Raw genomic sequence first — 20,148 nt, 5'->3', positions numbered from 1 at the left:
TCCTGAAGAAGTCTTCCCAGTTTGTAGTCCAAATTACTTAGCTCAATTTCAAGCTGATAGTCCTCCAGAAGAGATATTTGGGAAGGCATTGCTATATTTAGATGATTCACAGAAAGATTGGGTTACTTGGACGGAATGGTTTGAAGCGGTCAATTATCCTGTAGTGAAACCTAAAAATCGGGTGAATATTAATAATTATCCAATGCTCTTACAGGCAGCAATTAATGGACAAGGTGTTGCTTTGGCATGGGGCTCTTTAGTTGATGATTACTTACAAAGTGGTGCATTAGTACGACCTGTAGAAACCGTACTTCGTACACATGCAAATTTTAGTATGTTAGAGCCTGGAGATAGAGGAGTAATTCCTGCTAGTGTTAAGCATTTTCGAAATTGGTTATTAGATCAATTACCAGGGCAAGTTGGACAAAAAGGTCTAAATTAATTTTTATTAATAATTTTCTCTTGAAAACTAGGAATTTTGATATTTCTAGTTTTCAAGCCCTTCAATTAATTTGATAAAAGCTTAGTTTCAAAAGGATATAATGTTAAAATTTCAGGACCCTTTTCTGTAATTAAGATCTGATTTTCAAGTTTGACACCTGGTCCACCAGCTTTATGACCTACATAACTTTCTACACACATCACCATTCCTGGTTCTAATACGCCATCATAGCCATAGCTATCCCAAGCCTCTTTAAAGTAGATGCCAGGTGCTTCATCACATAATCCAACCCCATGATAAAGGAATGAATAGTGGTTATATTCATTTGGATCATACTGTAGAGCCTTATGAGTAAGCTCTTTATAAGTTATGCCAGTCCGCAATAATTCGGTATTAAAGTGAATTTGATCATATGCCATCTGATAAATTCGTTTTTGCTCATCGGTTGGAGTTTCATCCCCACACAACCAAGTTCGTGAAGTATCAACACAAATACCATAAGCACCGATCATATCCGTATCGAATCCGACCAATTCACCATTCTGAATGATACGGCCGCTGCATTCTTGGTACCATGGATTACAGCGTGGGCCAGATGAGAGTAAACGAGTTTCAATCCATTCACCCCCACGTGCAATATTTTCCGCATGTAAGTATGACCATAGGCGTTGTTCTGAAACACCTGGTTCAAGATGATCATGCATCACTTTTATTGCTGAATCTGTAGCATGTACAGCACAACGCATAGCATTGATTTCATCTTCACCTTTAATTGCACGTGTAAGCTCCATAATAACTTCGCCGTTTTCAATGCTTAAGCCAAGATGTTCAAGTTCTTTGATACCTTCGTCATTACATTTATCAATCGCAATTCGTTTATTGCCTTTACCAAATTGTAAAACAACGTCATAAATTTCGTTTGCCCATTTTTTCACTTGTTCATCAATGCGAGAACCTGCACAAAAATAAAACCATGAAATACAAGGACGAATTTGGGTTACCACCTTAGAATGTTCAGCTAGGAAATCGCAATGGTCAAATTCCCAAAGTACTACCTGTCCCTCTGCAGAAATATAGGTATATCGACCAGCATTATGCAATAACCATACTTGCATATTAGTTGTGCCTGTAGCATAGCGGATATTGATTGGGTCATATAACAATATTCCAGCTAATCCTTGTTGCTTCAGTAGAGCACATATACGGTTTAAACGATATTGATGCATTCGATCAAGGTTAGGAAGAGTGAGGCCTGCTTGCTGCCATTCAGAAATAGCTAAATCACCTGGTCCAATCTGATGCATATTTAAATGTTCAGGGTGACGATTACCAATACGATTTTGATGAAGTTTCATATTGCTTCCTTGAAGAGATTTATCTTCCTATAATTCTTTGTTAGAAATTTCTTATGGTTTAACTATTTGTTTTAAATTGAAAATATAAGTTTAGAAGAGAGTTTTAGATTATAACTTTCTTCTAAACTGTGAGATAGAAGTCTAGATTATGCTTCAGGCTCAATCTTCGGATGTTCAGGTAAAACGTTAATATTTGCTATATCTTCTTGCCTGAAAGCTTTCATAAGTGCTACAGCCATAATTGTGAGCAAAACAATAATTGGGAACCCAAATAGTGTGACAGCGGCTTGAATCGCTTTGAGACCTCCTACATAAAGCAAACCTAGGCTGATTGCAGTAACAAACACACACCACAAAAGACGAGTACGGATAGGAGTGTCTTTTTCAGATAAGGTATCAAGGAAACATAGAACATGTGTTCCGCCATCTTGTGATGTTACAAGATAAGTAATGAGTAGAAGACAGGTTGCAATACTAAGAATTTGTCCAAAAATACCTCCTCCTCCAACAGCATCAAATAAAGCAAAAACGGCGAGGGTACTGTCTTTTTGTGTCGCTTTTACTATAGGACCACCAGTAAACTCTTCCTGTGGTTCTGCTTTATCTTCAGTTTGAGAAGTAATGGTAGGATGTGGTGTTGCAGTGGTTGATTGCGTATTCTCTACCAAAGCTGATTGCTGTTTTTCAAATGTATGGCGAGAGTCTTGCTCAATTTTTAGAGCTGAACCGCCGAACACTGCAAACCAGAAAAAAGTAACCAAAGTTGGAACAACAAGCACACCTGCAATGAGTTGACGGATAGTACGTCCTTTTGAAATTTTAGCAATGAACATACCTACAAATGGAGCCCAAGTTGACCACCATAACCAATAGAAAGCTGTCCACCAGTTTTGCCACTCAGAGTCTTTTTGAGTATCGCTCCACAAACTCATGCCTACAAAATTAGATGTATAGTTACCAATACCTTCTAAATAAGAATTAGTAATGTATCTAGCAGGTCCAATGAGCATAAGGATTACAATCAAAATGATTGATAGGATAATATTAAGTTCAGAAATACGGCGCATTCCTGTACCAATACCGCGCACTACAGAGAAAGTGGCAATACTGGATAAGGTAATCATGAGAATAAATTGAACAGTTGTGTTGGTTTCTAGGCCAAAAACTTTATGTAATCCGGCATTTATTTGTAAAACACCTAAAGCGAGAGTTTGAGAGATACCAAAAGTTGTGACAACAATTACGACAATATCAATAAAATGTCCGATAGGACCATAAATACGATCGCCAATAAGCGGATGTAAAATTGAACGTAAAGAAAAAGGTAGACCTTTACGATAAGAAAAATAACCAATTGCTAACGCTGCTATACAGTAAACAGACCATGCATGTAATCCCCAGTGAAAGTAGGTAATTTGCATTGCCATACTAGCTGCTTCATCCGTGAAGCCTTTTGTAAATGGATTACTCGCATAATGGTTCATTGGTTCAGCAACGCCCCAAAATACTAAACCGACTCCCATGGCACATGAAAACAACATCGAAATCCATGCAAAATAACTGTATTCAGGTTTATCTGTATCTTTTCCCAGTTTTATTAAACCATAACGGCTGCACATGACATAAATTAAGAAAAAGCAGATCGCTGTAACAGATAGCAAAATGAACCATTTCATATTGCGCAGTAAGGTGCTTGATAAATCAGCAAATATTTTCGCTGCTTCGGTTGCATAAATTGCGCAAAAAAGTACAAATGCGACTACTAATATTTTTGAAATAATTGAAACCGCAGAATTGGATTCAGCAACCCTTGTTGTACGCATAACTCCTCCTTGGATGCGTGGCAAACAGCTAGAATCATTAGCTGTTTTATACGAATAATATAGAGTAGTGAGGAGTACTAATTTTGCTCAACCGATTTATTTTCACTCTTGAGTGAGTTTTTATCATAGGTAGTTGGATAGAAGACAATATGAAAAATTACACATTATAAAATTGGCTAGAAGATTTTACTTCTAGCCAATTGGGGATAATAGTTAATTACTCTACAATCAGTTGATCATTTAATTCTTTATCCTCTTTTTTAGGAGTTTGAACTAATTTTTTCTCCAAGGGGGGAGCATCGGCTTGAATATAAACTATTTCATTTTCCTGAAATTTCGGATCTTGTCGTAAGCTTTTTATTAATGAGAAACCCATAATTCCTAATAGAATCGAGATAGGAAAACCCGCAATAATACAAGCTGTTTTTATAGCCGTTAGACCGCCAGCTAGTAGTAGTCCTCCACCAATTAAAGGAATAATAGCACTCCAAATCAGCCGAATTCCGATTGATGGCTCCGTTGCACCAGAAGAATCTAAGAAACAAAGTACTAATATTCCAGAGTTAACTAAGGTAATCACATGAATGGCTAATAGTAAGCAAAGTAAGGCGCTGAGAATGATTTTAGTATCAGAGTTTGGAGTGAGATGGTCAAAGAACACGAATACCGCTCGTGCTGGATCTTGTTGAGTCGCTTCGGTGATAGTGAGTTCGTGAGCTGGAACTTTATCGACTGATGTACTAGAAGGGATATTCGTAACAATTGTTGAAGATGTTTGTTGGTGGGAAGTTTTCTCTATTTTCAGTGCGGCTCCACCAAATGCGGCTATCCAAAGAAAAGTAAGTAAAGTGGGGGCTGCAAGTGAGCCTAAGATAACTTGGCGAATGGTACGCCCTTTTGATATTCGGGCAATAAATAATCCTACAAATGGTGCCCAAGTCATCCACCACGGCCAATAATAAGCGGTCCATGAGTTTTGCCAGCCAGAATCTTTCTGAGCATCACTCCATAAACTCATCCCAATAATATTCTGTAGATAGTCACCAATACCTTCAAAAAAAGTATTCAAAATGTAACTTGATGAACCAATAAAGATAATAGCAAATACTAGAATGTAGGAAAGAACCATATTACCTTCGGCAATAATTTTAAATCCTTTACTTATTGCAGATAAAAGTGAGAGAGTTGCTAGGGCACAAAGTACTAGTACTAGGATTAATTGGATTTTCACATCCATACTAATACCAAAAGTATGATTAAGGCCTGTATTTAGCTCAAGAATCCCCATACTTAATGATTGGGAAATACCAAAAGCGGTAATGACAATAGTTAATGTATCGACTATATCTCCAATTGGACCATATATTTTTTTCCCAATTAGAGGGTATAAGACTGAGCGCATTGCGAAAGGTAAGTCTTTACGATATGCAAAATACCCTAAAGCAACAGCTACTAAACAAAACAGTCCCCATGGGTGTAGTCCCCAATGGAAAAATGTTAACTGCATTGCCATACGGGCTGATTCATCAGATAGCCCTTGAGTAAAAGGATTACTAGCATAGTGACTGATTGGCTCAGCTACAGACCAAAACATTAGGCCAATTCCCATACCGCATGAGAAAAGCATACATATCCAGGCCAAATTACTATATTCAGGCTTTTCGTTATCTTTTCCTAATTTTATTTGTCCAAAACGACTCATACATAAGTAAAGCAGAAATACTAATAAGCTTGTGGCTAGTAACAAGAGATACCATTTTGCATTTTGTAATAAGGTATTAGATATCAGTTGAAAATATTCACCTGCCTGTTTTTCCTTAAAAATGCAAAAAGCAATAAAAATGAAGAGTAATAACTTCGAGACAATAGTAACAGTTGGATTAAGCCCTTTCATGACTCCTGTTGTTGTACGCATAACTACTCCTTCGATGCGTTTCCAACAGCTAAAAAACGATTAGCTGCTTAATACTAATATTACAGAGTAGTAAGGTGGCAGAAGATAGCTCAACTGATTTATTCTCACCAACTAATGAGTTTTAGTCATGAGTAGCAATTGTTTTTGTAAAAATCGTAGTAACTAAATCTGTTTCATACGTATGAGAAAAACTCATATATGCCTAGCTAAAAAGTCGTTTGTCGGATGAATCGATATTTAACACAATCTCTAAAGAAATAGCAGAGTGTGCAAATCATCTCAACGCAGGGAGCACTGCGTTATTCAAATAAATGGAGATTATCAAATGAATAGTCAAGTTAGCCAGCAACTTATTACAGTTCAGCAAGTCGACAATGTTTTAAACCCGATTACTGAATCTAGTGGTATGCCCAATTTGGCATATACCAGTAAAGAATATTTTAATTTCGAGCGTGACAATATTCTCAGTAAGACTTGGGTTTGTATCGGTTTTGCCTCAGATTTACCTAAAAACAATTATGTGAAACCCGTAAATTTTATGGGTATGCCATTGGTAATGATGCGTAATCGTGAAGGTGTTGTGAACGTATTCCATAATGTGTGTAGCCACCGTGGGATGATTTTGGTACAACAAGAAGGCACCATTGAAGGTGTGATTCGTTGCCAATACCATTCTTGGAGTTATGACATAAATGGTAATTTAAAAGGTACGCCTCATGTTGGCGGTATTGGTCAGCATAAAGATGAACGTTTTAAATGTGAAAAACACGGATTAAAAGCACTTCGTTCAGCAATTTGGATGGACATGGTGTTCATTAATATTTCTGCAGATGCTCCAACATTTGAAGAACACATTGCGCCAGTTACAGAGCGTTGGAAAGAGTTTTTAGGTGAAAATGATTTAGATTTAATTCGTACCAGTAAAATAGGTTCAACTTTTCAACTCCCTGTAGAAAGCAACTGGAAACTTGCTGTTGAAAACTATTGTGAAGCATATCATTTGCCTTGGGTGCATCCAGCCTTAAATACCTACTCAAAGCTTGAAGATCACTACAATATCATGATTGAAGAGCGTTTCTCAGGTCAGGGTAGTTATAAATACAATTTATCAGCAACGGCTGGGACACATTTACCTATTTTCCCAAGCTGGCCAGAAGATAAATTACGCCAAGCAGAATATTTATCTATTTTCCCAAATGCACTCATTGGTATTCAGGCCGACCATGCCTTTGCGATTATGTTGGATCCAGTTGCACCTGAAAAAACGATTGAAAACCTTCGTTTGTACTATGTTGGCGACGAGTCATTAGATCCTAAATATGATGCATGTCGTGAAGCAACTTTAGAATCATGGAAAGTGGTTTTTAGTGAAGACGTATTTGCAGTTGAAACGATGCAAAAAGGCCGTCATTCACCTGGTTTTGGTGGAGGCGTTTTCTCTCCTGAAATGGATTTGCCAACACACTTCTTCCAAAAATGGTTAGCAAGCCAAGCTAAAAAAGCATTGGAGGCATAATATGCAACACTACCTCAACTTTTTTGATGGTCAATGGCGAGATGCTTCTCGCCAATTGGAAATTATCAACCCAGCTACAGATACAGTTTTTGCAACAGTAGCTCGTGCAAGTATTGAAGATGCTGATGCAGCAATGGCTGCGGCTAGACGTTGTGTTAATAGTGGTGCATTAACTGATGTGCGTCCTGCAAAACGTACAGCTTGGATGTTAAAAGCCGCAGAAGCGATTCGTGAAATTGCTGAAGAGGGTGCGTTAATCCTGTGCCGTGAAAATGGCAAAAATGTTGATACAGCTCGTGAAGAATTCGATGAAGCGGCGCGCTATTTTGAATACTACGCGGGTATGGCAGATAAAATCGAAGGGATTTCGGTACCTTTAGGTAAGGATTACGTTGATTTTACTTCATATATTCCGATGGGTGTATCAGTTCAAATCGTACCTTGGAACTTTCCTGTCTCGATCTGTGCACGCTCATTAGCACCTGCTTTAGCAGCTGGTAATGCGGTTGTAATTAAGTCACCTGAGGTTTCACCTTTAGGCATGGTTTTGCTCATCAAAGCGATTGAGAAAGCTGGTTTCCCACAAGGTGCAGTGAACTTGCTTTGTGGTAAAGGTTCAGAAGTTGGTACTCATCTGGTTAAACATCAAGATACCAATCAAATCGTATTTACCGGTTCAGTTCCAACAGGCCAACGCATTTTGAAAGACGCAGCTGAACGTGCAACACCTTCAGTAATGGAATTAGGCGGTAAGTCAGCTGCAATTGCTTTTGCTGATGTTGATCTTGAGCAATTACTACGTAGCGTTAAGGTCGGAATTTTCTATAACTCAGGTCAAGTTTGTTCAGCGATGTCTCGCTTATTAGTACACCGCAGTCGCTATGAAGAAGTTAAAGCAGCTGTAGTTAATCTTGCAGAGAGCTTAACTGTAGGTATTGGCGAAAATAATGCTGAACTTACTCCAGTTGTATCTAAAGATCAGCAACAACAAATTCTTGCCATGATTGATAAGGCACGTGAAGAAGGTGCCGATGTTTTAACAGGTGGGAAAGCTGCAGATCTAGAGGGTTACTTCGTCCTGCCAACTATTATTGAAGCAAAAGATGACATGTCGATTGCTCAAGAAGAAGTGTTTGGTCCTGTAATGGTGATCATGCCTTTTGATGACGAAGACCAAGCAGTTGCAATCGCAAATGGTACGAACTTTGGACTTGTTGCAGGTGTATTTGGTGAAAATCTGAATCAAACACTTCGAGTAGCAAACCGACTTATTGCTGGTCAAGTCTTTATTAACGAATGGTTTGCTGGCGGTATCGAAACACCATTTGGTGGTGTGGGCTTATCTGGTTTTGGTCGCGAAAAAGGGCAGGAAGCCATCTACAGTTATGTTCAAACGCGCAATATCGGTATCCGTTTGAAACATAGTATGTAATTTGTAAGAAATAAGGGAAATAGACACGATGAGAAAGTGGTTATGTATTGTCTGTGGCTGGATTTACGATGAAGCGAAAGGCTGGCCTGATGACGGGATAGCACCAGGAACGAAATGGGAAGATATCCCAGATGACTGGATGTGTCCAGAGTGTCAAGTGGGTAAAGCTGATTTTGAAATGCTCGATATCACAGATGTTGAAGAGGACGAAATTCCTATAGTCGCTGCAGCTCCAGTGATTGAACCCGTTGTTATAATTGGTAGCGGCCATGCTGGTTATCAAGTGGCTTCAGCTTTACGTGCACAATCTCCAGACTTGTCTATTACTGTATTTACGGCAGATGATGGTGCTTTATACAGCAAACCAGCTTTATCTAATGCTTTAGCATTAGGTAAAGACGGTAATAGTTTAGTCCGTGAGACCGCTCTTGGTTGGGAACAACGCTTAAATATTCGTGTCTATCCACATACAAAAGTGACTCGTATTGATCGGGAAAATAAAAAGCTTCAAACCACAATTGGTGATTACTCCTATGGAAGACTGGTATTAGCAACTGGTGCATCACCAATTGTAATTCCTGTTGAAGGTGATACTTCAGCAACTTTAAGTGTAAATGATCTAGCGGATTACCGTCGTTTCCGTCAGCAATTATCAAATAAACAGCATGTCACAATTCTTGGTGATGGCCTCATCGGTTGTGAGTTTGCAAATGATTTAGCTGCACATGGCATCAAAGTCACAGTTGTTGGACTTGGTAAATGGGCAATGGAACGTCTTATTCCTGAACCTTTAGGCTGTGCTCTACAAAATGCTCTAAGTGAGTTAGGCGTAGAGTGGAAATTACAAAATAGTATCCGTTCTATTCAACCTGCAAATGGTCGTTACAAGTTAATACTCCAAGACGGTCAATCCGTTGAAACTGACTTGATATTAAGTGCAGTCGGTTTAAGACCCAATATTGCACTTGCTCAAGCGGCCAGTCTAGAGACAGCACGTGGTATTTGTACAGGACTTGATCATCGTAGTAGTGATCCCGCAATTTTTGCTTTAGGTGATTGTGCGGAAGTGAATGGCCAGTGGGCACCTTATATCAATCCAATCACGCAAGCATTACCAGCTTTGGTGAATAACCTTTTAGGACAGTCAACTGCTGCTGATTTGAAATCAACACCAGTTCTAGTAAAAACACCAATTTTGCCACTTTCAGTCTTGCCAGCAATGGGAGCAGGTGAGTGGGTAGTGGAACAACATGATGGAGAGTTAGCTGCGGGTTTCTATAATGAACAAGGCAAATTAACAGGCTTTGCCTTGCTTGGTCGCCAATTGCAGCACCATCGTAGCGAGTGGCTTGAGAAACTAAATTCCTGTCCATCCACAGTTTAAGTTAAGGGAATAACAAAATGATTGCTTTACCAAATGATGATAATACCTGTGGTTGGTATGCGGTATTGCCTCCAGCGGGTCCTGCTAAAAAGTTAATAGGTCCACAAAAAGCCGACTATGCCATTATCGGAGCAGGCTTTGCAGGATTAGCAGCAGCACGAAGATTAGCTGAACTCAAACCGAATGCGCGTATTATTTTAGTAGATGCACAGCGTGTAGCTGAAGGTGCTTCAGGACGTAACTCTGGGTTTGTAATTGATTTACCACATAAATTTGCTTTATCACATCCAGATCCCTCGCATAAACAAAAGTTATTAAGTTTAAACCGCTCAGCAATTGCTCAATTACAAGGTTTAGTCGAGCGCCATAATATTGATTGCCAATGGTCTGCTGCTGGTAAATATCAAGGTGCGGTAGGCGAACGTGGTGAAGCACATCTCAATCACTTCGAGCATCTAATGAAAGATTTAGGTGAACCATATCGTTGGGTTGAAAAAGCAGAACTTAAAAAAGTTTTAGGTACAGATTTTTATAGCCGGGCGATTTTTACTCCTGGTTCATATTTAATGCAACCAGCAGCTTTAGTACGCGGTATGGGTGACAATTTACCAGACAGTGTTGAGTTATTAGAGCAATCTCCAATTCGTAGTTTGCAAAAAAGTAATAACCAATGGCTTTTACAAGGTGATCATGGATCCATCACAGCACCTAAAGTCCTACTTGCGACGAGTATTTTTACGCGTGAATTTGGTTATTTAAAGAACCGTTTATTACCAGTCATGACTTTTGCGAGCTGGACACGTCCATTAACTGATCAAGAAATGAAAGTTTATCGTGGTGAGTTAGATTGGGGGCTTACTCCAGCCGATCATGCTGGAACAACGTTAAGAATGACTGCTGATCGCCGTATCCTAATCCGTAATACTTATAAACACGTGCCTAAATACGGTGCAAACATAAACGATGATAATCGTCGCTGGATACAAGAAGATCATCGCAAAGCATTTTTAGATCGTTATCCAGATTTGGCGAATGTTCCATTTACCCATACATGGGGGGGTGTTTACGCTATTTCGCGTAACTTTACTAACTTCTTTGGTGAATTAGAAGATGGTGTTTATGCCAGTGCTTGTGACAATGGTGTTGGAGCAGCTTGGGGCACAATTTCAGGAACACTTTTAGCTGATTTGGTTGTAGGTGCAGACTCTCAAGCGCTAAGTGATATCCAATTTGTGACGGGTATGCCAAGTTTAAATCCACCAGAGCCATTCTTAGGCTTGGGTGTCAGAACGCGTATTAGCTTTGAAAAATGGCGCAGCCGTAGTGAATTGTAAGCGGGAGAAATAGATGAAAGAAGTAAAGTTAGTTGATAGTGCTCAACTTAATTTTAATTTACGTGGCGAAACACCAGACGGTACGGCTTATGTGGCAAGGGCATTAGGAGCAGATGTTTCCCCAAATATGGGGATTGGTTTTGCACGTTGGGAAGGTGCCGAAGTAAGTTGGAAATTACTGTATGACGAAGTCATTTTTGTAATTGAAGGGTGTTTTGAACTTACTGCTAACGGTCAAAAATATGAAGTAAAGCCTGGGCAAATGTTATGGATACCTGAAGGAACAGAACTTATTTATGGTGGACATGCATTATTTGGTTATGTGGTACATCCCGGTAATTGGAAAGAAATACATGGGATTGAATAAAACTATCCATCCACTTTTAAACAGAGCATAAAGTGGATGGACTTTTTCATGAGTACTTAGGTTCAACGGCAATCTACATAAAAGTTTAAAAATTATTAATTTCAGGAACTTTTCCTGAATAGGAAATTGCGCTTGAAAAAAATAAGTGAAGAGTAGGATTAGCTCTTTGCAAATATTGATTTAACAAGGATTTGTATATGAGAAAAGTTTTTTTGAAGCTTGGATTGAGCTTAGCGTCAATAAATTTGGCATGCCCTGCATTGGCAGGTTTAACTTTAGGAGATGCCAAGAGTGAAAAAGGGGCTTTAACTATTTCAGGTGCTTTACGCGCTAATTATCAAGATAAGAATTATGGTGAGGATGCATCTGATCATAAAATTCAATTTGATGCAGCAATTTTAAGATTAGATTATGAATCACCAAACTGGTTCGGAAAAGTCGAATATCGCTGCTATCAATATGATACATTTTGCGACTTTTCAACTTTGGTATATGGATATGCGGGGTATCACTTAAACTCAACGGATAATATCGCTGTGGGTGTACAACCAATTCCATTTGGACCAGGTCGTTTTTGGGATAGCAGCTTTTATGCTGGTATTAACAACACTATGGGCTTACAGGACGCTTCAAATTTAGGGGCAAATTATCACTTTGAATTACCGTCTGCCACTAAAATTGATTTAGCATATTTTGTAACTGATGGCGGTAATTATCATGGAGAAAGCAAAGATTCTGCGAGATATACTGCCAATTTAGTCAAATCTTCTGATCCATTAAAAACGAATCTTAATGAAAAAAATATGTGGATGGCAAGGGTAGATCAAGAATTAAAATTTTTAACTACAGATGATCTGAAACTATCAGTAGGAGGAAGTTATTGGTATTCAGATATTGAAAATAAGAAAAACTCAGCGGATGGTTCAAGAAATACATGGGCACTATTTAATCGTATTCATTATAAAAATTTAAATGTTGTGATCACTGGTGGAAGACAATCAATTAACAATAAGGATGCTTTAAGTCCAGAAAGCTCTACTTTGGGATCTTTTGATGGAGAATACGATCTTGCTAATCAAGGTTATTTCTACACTGTCGATACAAGTTACGTATTTAAAAATGTACGTGATTCGCTGAATGTTACGCCGTATGTAGTATTCAGTGGGTTCAACAAAAAAAAGCAGGGTTTTGATGACTCACAGCGCAATATTGTTGGGGTAGCTTGGAACTATAAAAATGTTTCGTTATATACCGAATATTTAATGAGTAAAAATGATCCATTTGTGGGAGGAACGGGGAGCTCCCTTACCACAGGTGATGATGGTAAGTGGAATAAGTTATTCAATCTAATGCTGATTTATAACTTCTAAGGATATCAAAAAACTTAATAATTTACAGTTCAGGGAGTTCTTTAACTTTCTGAACTTGTTAAGGGATAAAAAATGTCTTCACCATACCTCAGTACTTTTATTCTATTTTTTTCGTTACTGAATCCTTTCCTCATGAGTATCTATATGATCGATTTGATACGACATGCTGAAACTAAAGTTTTTAATAAAGCTTTAATTCAAGGCAGTCTTATCGCTTATGTTGTTTTTCTGCTTTTTGCTTGGGGAGGAGAAGCAATTTTTAATCAGTATTTAAATGTAAGGTTTGAATCATTTCTTATTTTTGGTGGGCTAATTTTTCTAGTAATAGGTTATCGGTATGTATTCCAAGGCGCGGATACTATTGGAGAAATGAGAGGAGCGCCGGAACATTTGGCTGGAACTGTTGCAATGCCATTTATGATTGGACCTGGCACTATTGGAGCTGCAGTAGTTACTGGAATGCATATGTCCATTTTAGAGGCAGCTACAATAATTGCTTTAGTACTACTTTTAACTTGTAGCATTTTAATTCTTATGAAGTTTTCACATGATCACTTACGCGATAAACATGCCAAATATATAGACCGTTATTTTGATATCGTCGGTCGTCTTGCTGCTTTGGTCATAGGAACTATAGCAGTCGACATGATCGTAACAGGTGTTTTAAGGCTAATTTAAAAGAGAGATGAATAGCCACCAAAATTCTAGACACACAAAACCGTCTTTTGATGGGCTTTTTCATAATCTAATGGAGAACGCTGACCATTGGAACCATGTCTACGTTTTGAATTATAAAACATCTCAATATATTCAAAGATATCGGTTCTAGCCTCGGATCTGTTTGAATAAATCTTCTTCTTGATACGTTCTCGCTTTAACAACTGAAAGAAGCTTTCAGCAACAGCATTATCATGACAGTTGCCTCTTCTGCTCATACTGCTTTCAAGATTATGATGCTTGAGAAATGTCTGCCATTCATGGCTGGTGTATTGGCTACCTTGGTGAGAATGGATCAGCACCTTGTTCTTTGGATTCCTTCGCCACAAAGCCATCAATAATGCATCTAAAACTAGATCTGTAGTCATTCTTGATTTCATAGACCAGCCAATTACAAGGCGTGAGAATAAATCTATCACTACCGCAAGATATAACCATCCCTCATGAGTACGAATATAAGTAATATCAGTAACCCATAAACGGTTGGGATGAGCTGGGTTAAACTGTCGATCTAACGTATTTGCAGTAATGACAGATGGAGTACCTGCATGAACTCTAGGTTTACGATAACCACGCTGTGATTTTAGACCATTCGCCTTCATGAGTCGGTGTACTCGATTAATTCCGCAACTTTCACCAACATCTTTCAAATCACAGAAAATCTTACGATAACCATAAACTCCACCAGATTCCAGCCAGAACTGTTTAATCAATCCTGAAAGCTGTTGCCGTTTCCTCGCAGTTTTACTGATGGGTCGCTTTAACCATGCGTAATAACCACTGTAATGAATATCTAAAGTTGAACATAAACGACGAACAGACCATATGTGCTGGTTGTCCTGAATAAAGGCGTACCTCATTTGGACTGGCTTGCGAAGTACACCGCGGCCTTTTTTAGAATATCCCTTTCTTCTGTAACTCGTTGCAGTTCTTTTCTCAGTTTCGCTAGCTCCGCAAGTGCATCACTAGATTCTACTATATTGGGTTGCTGCGGATCATAACGTTTAATCCAGGCATACAGACTATGGGTGGTGGTCCCTAAACGTGCAGCAACTTCGACCACACTATGACCTTTCTCAGTCACTTGCTTTACTGCTTCAATTTTGAATTCTTCAGGGTATCGTTTACTGCTCATAAGCACATCGCTAATTAGCCATTTTATCTAACTAAAAGGTGTCTACAAAATCGGTGGCTATTCACTGGGATTTTAAAGAGAAGCCTAATCTAAACTTAGAAATAATAACCAATATTAACGTTAACTTGGTTTTCCCATTGGTTACTTCCGCCTGCAGCAAGGCTCTGGCTATAACTGCTCCCGCCAATATATGGACTATTTTTTCCAAATAACCACTCAGCTGCAATATATAGGTTTTTCTTATAAGTAAATGCTGAACCGAATACCAATTGGTTAGAGTCTAAAAATGCTTTTTTTGACTTATCATATAAGCTGTAATGCATATATACATTGAAATCATGAACATCTTTTACATTAAATTCGGGAATTTTGTAGTTTAAATCTAAACTGTAGAGTATCCCTTTATTGGCGACATTGAAGGTTCCATCATAGGCACCAAAAGTAGTCTGATCATAGGGAGTATCAATATGATTGAATAAACTGACGAACTTCAGACCTAAGCGATCTTTATTTATACCATAATGCAAAGCATAGATTCCTCTATGCCCATCTTTATCTTCAATCAGTTTTGACTTTAATCGAGCATAGTATCCAGATATCCCATAGTTTGATAACCAATTTCCAGACTGATGGGAATAGTTATACTGTAAGGCAACTGCATCATGTTCTTTATAAGAGGTACCATTGTCTAGACTTTCATCGGCAGGAATAATTTGATTAGAATAGTAGGCGCCCTGACTTGTTCCTTTTCCTTTCCACGGATTGCTTGCATAGTAAGCCGCATAAACGTCGTAATTGTCTTGTTTATAATGATATTTGGCACCTACACGATATAAGTCTTCAATTCCTGCGATATAAGCCAACGATTCAATAACGGTACTGGTGTAATAAGGTTGAATACCAATAGGGACTTGATTTAAACCGACTTGAATTGATTGTTGTGGATCTACCGCATATTCAAGATAAGCTTTTTTAGCGAAGTTAACATCACCAATATGCTCTGTATACTCATAAGGATATGCTCCACCTAAAAATCGATGCTCAATGTGGCCAGAGAACTGGTCATGATAAAAATCAAGGTTGAGTATGGCTGTGTCAAAACTTAACTTTCGGGTATCTCGATCCGGATCATAATCAAAACGCATACGTACAGCTCCGCCAAGTTCTACACGATTTTGGACGGTTTGCATTGTACTTGTTGTTTCATCAGCATAACTTGGAACACTCATCAGTGTGAATGTACATAGCAAGACAAGGGCTGAAAAAGTTTTAAATTGGAATGATTGAGTTGATAAAGCACTGCTCATCAATGCTGATGTATTGAATAAATTTTGCATATTTCGTCCTTAAATATGTTATATAAGCCTTTGAATGACATGACTTATCTCCTCGATAAATCGAGTGTTTTTAAAATTGTATTTCTTAATTTTAAGCGTGGCTTTCCCGACTAAATCCAGTTTGGTCGGGAGGGGGAATATCTACCTACTCAACTGGTTTGTCATAAAAAAAGGTTTTAATAATTGAAAGTAGTTGCAGCATAAATATAAATAGCACACAGAAGCCGCCACATACCGCTAAATATTTAATGCCATCAATCCCTTGGCTACCACCGCCAAATGCGCTCATGATGATTGCAATCGAACCAATCAGTACACCCCAGATAATACGTTGATAAGATGGAGCTTCTTCACCAATAGGTACATTTTTGTTGCACATACCAGCGATTGTTGTGGTGATACTGTTTGCAGCAACGGCTGAAGAAAACAATGTTAAAACAAGGATTAATGGAACAATGACAATACCTAATTTAAATGGGAGATGTTGTAAGAAAGCCCATAGTCCAGAAACTGCACCATTGTCTTTAATAATTTGAACTAAATCTAATGCACCACTTTGTTGTAGGTAAAGGGATGTGCCCCCCCAAACTGAAAACCAAATAAGAGCAAAGCATGAAGGTAAAATCCAGTTAACGATAATGAATTCTTTTAAAGTACGGCCATATGCAATTAGCGCGAGGAACATTCCCATCAACGGTGCATACGCAACCCAAACTGCCCAATCAAATAAAGTCCACCATTGTGTTAAAGCTGGACCACCAATATCAATTGGATCAAGCCCCCAGAGGAAGAAGTTGTCTAACCAAATCGCCATGCCTGCGGTGGATGATCGAAGAATATAAAATGTTGGACCTGTAATGAATAAAAGAATCAGCAAGAAATATAAAACTTTAGACTTAATGCTCGCTAAGATTTTAAAGCCTTTATCTAAACCTAGATAAGAAGAAAAGGTAAACAAAAAGGTGGTCAATGCTCCAAGGAACACCCATAAAATCGTGGTAGCATGATATCCATAAGCGACTTTTAGTCCCGTTACAACAACAGTCAAACCTGTACCTAAGCCTGATGCTAAGCTTAAAACGATCGCCATCGTTGCGAGGACATCAATGAAATCTGCAATGATCCGATTCTGTGCATATTTTCCCAGTAATGGTTCCAAGGTTGCAGCAACAGATAAACCTTTTTTCTTGTTGTAATACATATAAGCAGCGATTAAGCCTGATAATGTGTACATTGAATAAGGAATAAAACCCCAATTGTAAAATACACGACCTAGGCTCCAAATCGCTGCACCATGCGTAAGTGGCTCAACGCCGACTTGGTTGAGCTCTCCGTAGACATTACCAAAGTAAATAATAGGTTCATTTACACCATAAGTAATTAAACCTGTCGCAACACCACTGCTCAGTGCCATTGCAAACCATCTTCCAAAACTGGTGCTTGCTCTGGCATCTTTTCCTCCGATACGAATATGTCCATAACGTGATACCAATAAGATTCCAACCAAGATTAGTGAAATCATTGAAATCCATTGATATAACCAACCAAAATTTTGTAATGACCAGTTAAAGAAATCTTTGGTTAGATCAATCAAAGCTTTACTGTGTGAAATCCCTAAAACAACTGCGGAAGAAATTAATAAAAATAAGGGAATAAAAACTCCCCAACGTACGGTCTTTACTTCTTTCGAAACACCTTCCATATACTCATCCTTATGTATTTGGTGAAAATAAGCGAAGCACATGCCATTTTTTCATCCATATGGCGATTATTTTTTGTGCAAATCAAACACTACATGTTTTATCATGTATATACAACTATAATTTTAAATTTAACTCTTTGTTTTTAATATAATTAAAAAAATATAGGTGAATGAATGCGTATCCAAATTAAATGATAAATTTGATCAGGCTGAACTAAGTTTTAAGGTTAGACTGAAGATTAAAATAGAATAAAAAATGACATTTAGATTTATAAAATTTAAACGTCATTGCTATTCAATCTAATTTTTCAATTTCATGTTCGATTATTTTTAAAAGCACACCATCATGAATCATTCCTTTGATTTCATTAATAAAGCTGTATATATAAGTATCTTGGTCTGAGATTTTGATACGCTTTTCCAACCCAGAGATAACGGCCTGCATTGCAGGACTTCGTTTTTTATTTTTGGGTAAGAACTGATCAGCGTAAAAACCTGATAATAATTCAATGGCTAGAATATATTCTAACTTTTCGGCAATCGATATTGCTTTTTTGGCAGCATTGTAGCCCATTGCAACATAGTCTTCTTGGTTGCCGCACGTTGGTATATTATCAATTGTTGCAGGGTGGGATAAAATGCGCATGTCATTCAAAAGCCCTGCTTGTGTGTATTGTGGAATCATCAATCCTGAGTTTAAGCCAGGTTTTTGAATCAGAAAATATGAAAACCCAGAAAGGCTTCCATCAATTAAACGGTTATTTCTACGTTCAGACATTTTTGCTAAATTTGTAGCTGCAATTGCTGCTGTATCCATCGCTAAACCAACATAAGACGAGTCTGGATTGCAGGCTGAAATGATTTCTTGTTGGTTATGGTTATGCCAAACAATAGGATTATCGCAACAAGCGTTCATTTCAATTTCGATTGTCACCAAAGCGTCATTCAAAACTTTTTTTACAGCGCCATGAAGTTGTGGTATGCATCTGAGCGAAAGCGCATCTTGTAATTTTGTAGGATGTCTTGGTTGGGCCAGTTCTGAATTTTTTAGTAAACGTCGAATATTAGATGCTGTTTTTGCTTGTTCATGGTGAGGGCGCACATTCATCACTCGCTCATCAAAAGCGATTAGAACTCCTTCGAGTGATTCCAGACTGAGCGCTGCAATAATATCCGCAGACTTGGCAGCATTTTGCAGATCATATAATGCTAAAGCAGCAAGTGCAGTAGTGGACGTTGTACCAGAAATTAATGCCAAGCCTTCTTTGGCTTGTAATTTAACAGGAGTAATATTCTCTTCATCCAATATTTCTTGAGCCGAACGTAATTCTCCATTTTTATAAAGTTGTCCACGTCCTGTCAGTGTAAGTGCCAAATGTGCTTCAGGAGCTAAATAGCCGACAGAGCCTTCTTTTGGCATCCATGGGATTAAATTTAAGTTTAAAAATTGGCGAATTTGATCCAGTACTTCAAAACGTACGCCACTATAACCCTGACCTAAGTTTTGTAGAATCATCAGCATACAGGCACGAGCCTGTTCTTCATTTAATGGCTCACCCACAGAAACGGCATGAGATAAAATTAAATTTTCTTGTAATTCTGCTGTCTGTTGTTGTGATATTTTTTCTGAACATAGGGAACCAAATCCTGTTGTGATCCCATACATTGGTTCGTCACGTGTCATCATATCTTCGAGGACATCACGTGATTTCTTTACTCTTGCAACATAGTTCTCTGAGAATTCGAGTGGGGTCTTAAAGCGTGCAATTTGAATAAAGGTATTGATATCAATATTGTCGCCTAATTGAATATTCATCGTTTCATCCTGATACGTTGCTTTTTGCATATGAGCGTTTATGCATTTTCTTTTTGAAATTACATAAGAAAAGCATTTCCATCGCTTTTCATTATTTGAATTTACTGCCTGACGCCGTATTTTAAATCTTCAGCGCTTGCTGAGAGCACCATATGCTTACACTATGTTAAGTCAAGATTCTTGAGAGACGCCTGTTCATAAATGAATATGTATTTACTTGTATATACATATTTATACTAAATCATAGCTAAATTTCAAACATTTTTTTATTTTGATACAAGTTTATTAAAACCTTCCCTCCTCAAGAATATTTTGATCATAAACGAGGGAGTGGATTTCAAACGAGACTTTGTTATTGATAGGGCAGCATATAATTTAGTTAGAGGGTTGGTTATGCGCTTGTGGATAGCGCATAAAAAAATCAGCTTTTGTCTGTTCTGAAACGCTAAATTCATATGTAAATATTTAATATTTAAAATTATTTAACAGGGTGCAGAAACAAG

At 38.1% G+C, this 20,148-nt stretch carries 15 protein-coding genes and 1 pseudogene; 9 read left to right on the top strand and 7 right to left on the bottom strand.

Features of this window, described 5'->3' with window-relative positions:
* A partial coding sequence (locus OSH00_RS03720) for a LysR substrate-binding domain-containing protein (protein ID WP_266129280.1) occupies positions 1-442 on the top strand: 442 nt, incomplete at its 5' end.
* 65 nt (positions 443-507) lie between these two features.
* Here the strand turns inward: OSH00_RS03720 and OSH00_RS03715 are convergent.
* The 3 genes from OSH00_RS03715 to OSH00_RS03705 form a co-directional block, all read right to left on the bottom strand.
* On the bottom strand, positions 508-1,797 hold the full coding sequence (locus OSH00_RS03715) for a M24 family metallopeptidase (RefSeq protein ID WP_266129279.1): 1,290 nt from the start codon (positions 1,795-1,797) through the stop codon (positions 508-510).
* A 146-nt stretch (positions 1,798-1,943) separates the two neighbouring features.
* Positions 1,944-3,620 (bottom strand): BCCT family transporter, encoded by a 1,677-nt coding sequence (locus tag OSH00_RS03710; protein ID WP_266129278.1) that lies wholly within the window; start codon positions 3,618-3,620, stop codon positions 1,944-1,946.
* Between the two features lie 217 nt (positions 3,621-3,837).
* Positions 3,838-5,535: a BCCT family transporter gene (locus OSH00_RS03705; protein ID WP_266129277.1), complete on the bottom strand. Its 1,698-nt coding sequence runs from the start codon at positions 5,533-5,535 to the stop codon at positions 3,838-3,840.
* A gap of 325 nt (positions 5,536-5,860) precedes the next feature.
* Here OSH00_RS03705 and OSH00_RS03700 point away from each other — a divergent pair, with 325 nt between their 5' ends.
* From OSH00_RS03700 to OSH00_RS03665, 8 genes and pseudogenes are all read left to right on the top strand, one after another.
* Positions 5,861-7,051 (top strand): aromatic ring-hydroxylating oxygenase subunit alpha, encoded by a 1,191-nt coding sequence (locus OSH00_RS03700; protein ID WP_266129276.1) that lies wholly within the window; start codon positions 5,861-5,863, stop codon positions 7,049-7,051.
* Between the two features lies 1 nt (position 7,052).
* The gene (locus tag OSH00_RS03695) at positions 7,053-8,483 is read left to right on the top strand and encodes an aldehyde dehydrogenase family protein (RefSeq protein ID WP_266129275.1); all 1,431 of its coding nucleotides are present in this window, start codon (positions 7,053-7,055) and stop codon (positions 8,481-8,483) included.
* A gap of 28 nt (positions 8,484-8,511) precedes the next feature.
* A pseudogene (locus OSH00_RS03690) lies at positions 8,512-8,673 on the top strand (rubredoxin); the annotation flags it as partial.
* The gene (locus OSH00_RS03685; RefSeq protein ID WP_266129301.1) at positions 8,662-9,867 is read left to right on the top strand and encodes an NAD(P)/FAD-dependent oxidoreductase; all 1,206 of its coding nucleotides are present in this window, start codon (positions 8,662-8,664) and stop codon (positions 9,865-9,867) included. The pseudogene OSH00_RS03690 and the gene OSH00_RS03685, both read left to right, overlap by 12 nt.
* 17 nt (positions 9,868-9,884) lie before the next feature.
* Positions 9,885-11,201 carry an NAD(P)/FAD-dependent oxidoreductase gene (locus OSH00_RS03680; protein WP_266129274.1) on the top strand — a complete coding sequence of 439 codons (1,317 nt, stop codon included), beginning with the start codon at positions 9,885-9,887 and terminating at the stop codon, positions 11,199-11,201.
* Positions 11,202-11,214: 13 nt separating this feature from the next.
* A complete protein-coding gene (locus OSH00_RS03675; RefSeq protein WP_266129273.1) occupies positions 11,215-11,568 on the top strand; it encodes a cupin domain-containing protein in 354 nt (117 codons plus the stop codon).
* A 197-nt stretch (positions 11,569-11,765) separates the two neighbouring features.
* Positions 11,766-12,938: a TonB-dependent receptor gene (locus OSH00_RS03670; protein ID WP_266129272.1), complete on the top strand. Its 1,173-nt coding sequence runs from the start codon at positions 11,766-11,768 to the stop codon at positions 12,936-12,938.
* 72 nt (positions 12,939-13,010) lie between these two features.
* Positions 13,011-13,616 carry a MarC family protein gene (locus OSH00_RS03665; RefSeq protein WP_266129271.1) on the top strand — a complete coding sequence of 202 codons (606 nt, stop codon included), beginning with the start codon at positions 13,011-13,013 and terminating at the stop codon, positions 13,614-13,616.
* Positions 13,617-13,642: 26 nt separating this feature from the next.
* Here the strand turns inward: OSH00_RS03665 and OSH00_RS03660 are convergent.
* From OSH00_RS03660 to OSH00_RS03645, 4 genes are all read right to left on the bottom strand, one after another.
* A protein-coding gene (locus OSH00_RS03660; protein ID WP_266129270.1) for an IS3 family transposase occupies positions 13,643-14,790 on the bottom strand; the annotation gives its coding sequence in 2 pieces (ribosomal slippage) (positions 13,643-14,544 and positions 14,544-14,790; 1,149 coding nt in all).
* 95 nt (positions 14,791-14,885) lie between these two features.
* The gene (locus tag OSH00_RS03655) at positions 14,886-16,127 is read right to left on the bottom strand and encodes a hypothetical protein (protein WP_266129269.1); all 1,242 of its coding nucleotides are present in this window, start codon (positions 16,125-16,127) and stop codon (positions 14,886-14,888) included.
* A gap of 145 nt (positions 16,128-16,272) precedes the next feature.
* Positions 16,273-17,829, bottom strand: a complete 1,557-nt coding sequence (locus tag OSH00_RS03650) for a BCCT family transporter (protein WP_266129268.1) — start codon at positions 17,827-17,829, stop codon at positions 16,273-16,275.
* A gap of 295 nt (positions 17,830-18,124) precedes the next feature.
* The gene (locus OSH00_RS03645) at positions 18,125-19,645 is read right to left on the bottom strand and encodes an HAL/PAL/TAL family ammonia-lyase (protein WP_266129267.1); all 1,521 of its coding nucleotides are present in this window, start codon (positions 19,643-19,645) and stop codon (positions 18,125-18,127) included.
* Positions 19,646-20,148 lie beyond the last annotated feature (503 nt).

It is taken from the genome of Acinetobacter nematophilus, assembly GCF_026344175.1.
GTDB lineage: Bacteria > Pseudomonadota > Gammaproteobacteria > Pseudomonadales > Moraxellaceae > Acinetobacter > Acinetobacter nematophilus.
The sequence above is the reverse complement of the archived record's forward strand: the minus strand, read 5'-3'. Positions and strand labels throughout refer to the sequence as shown.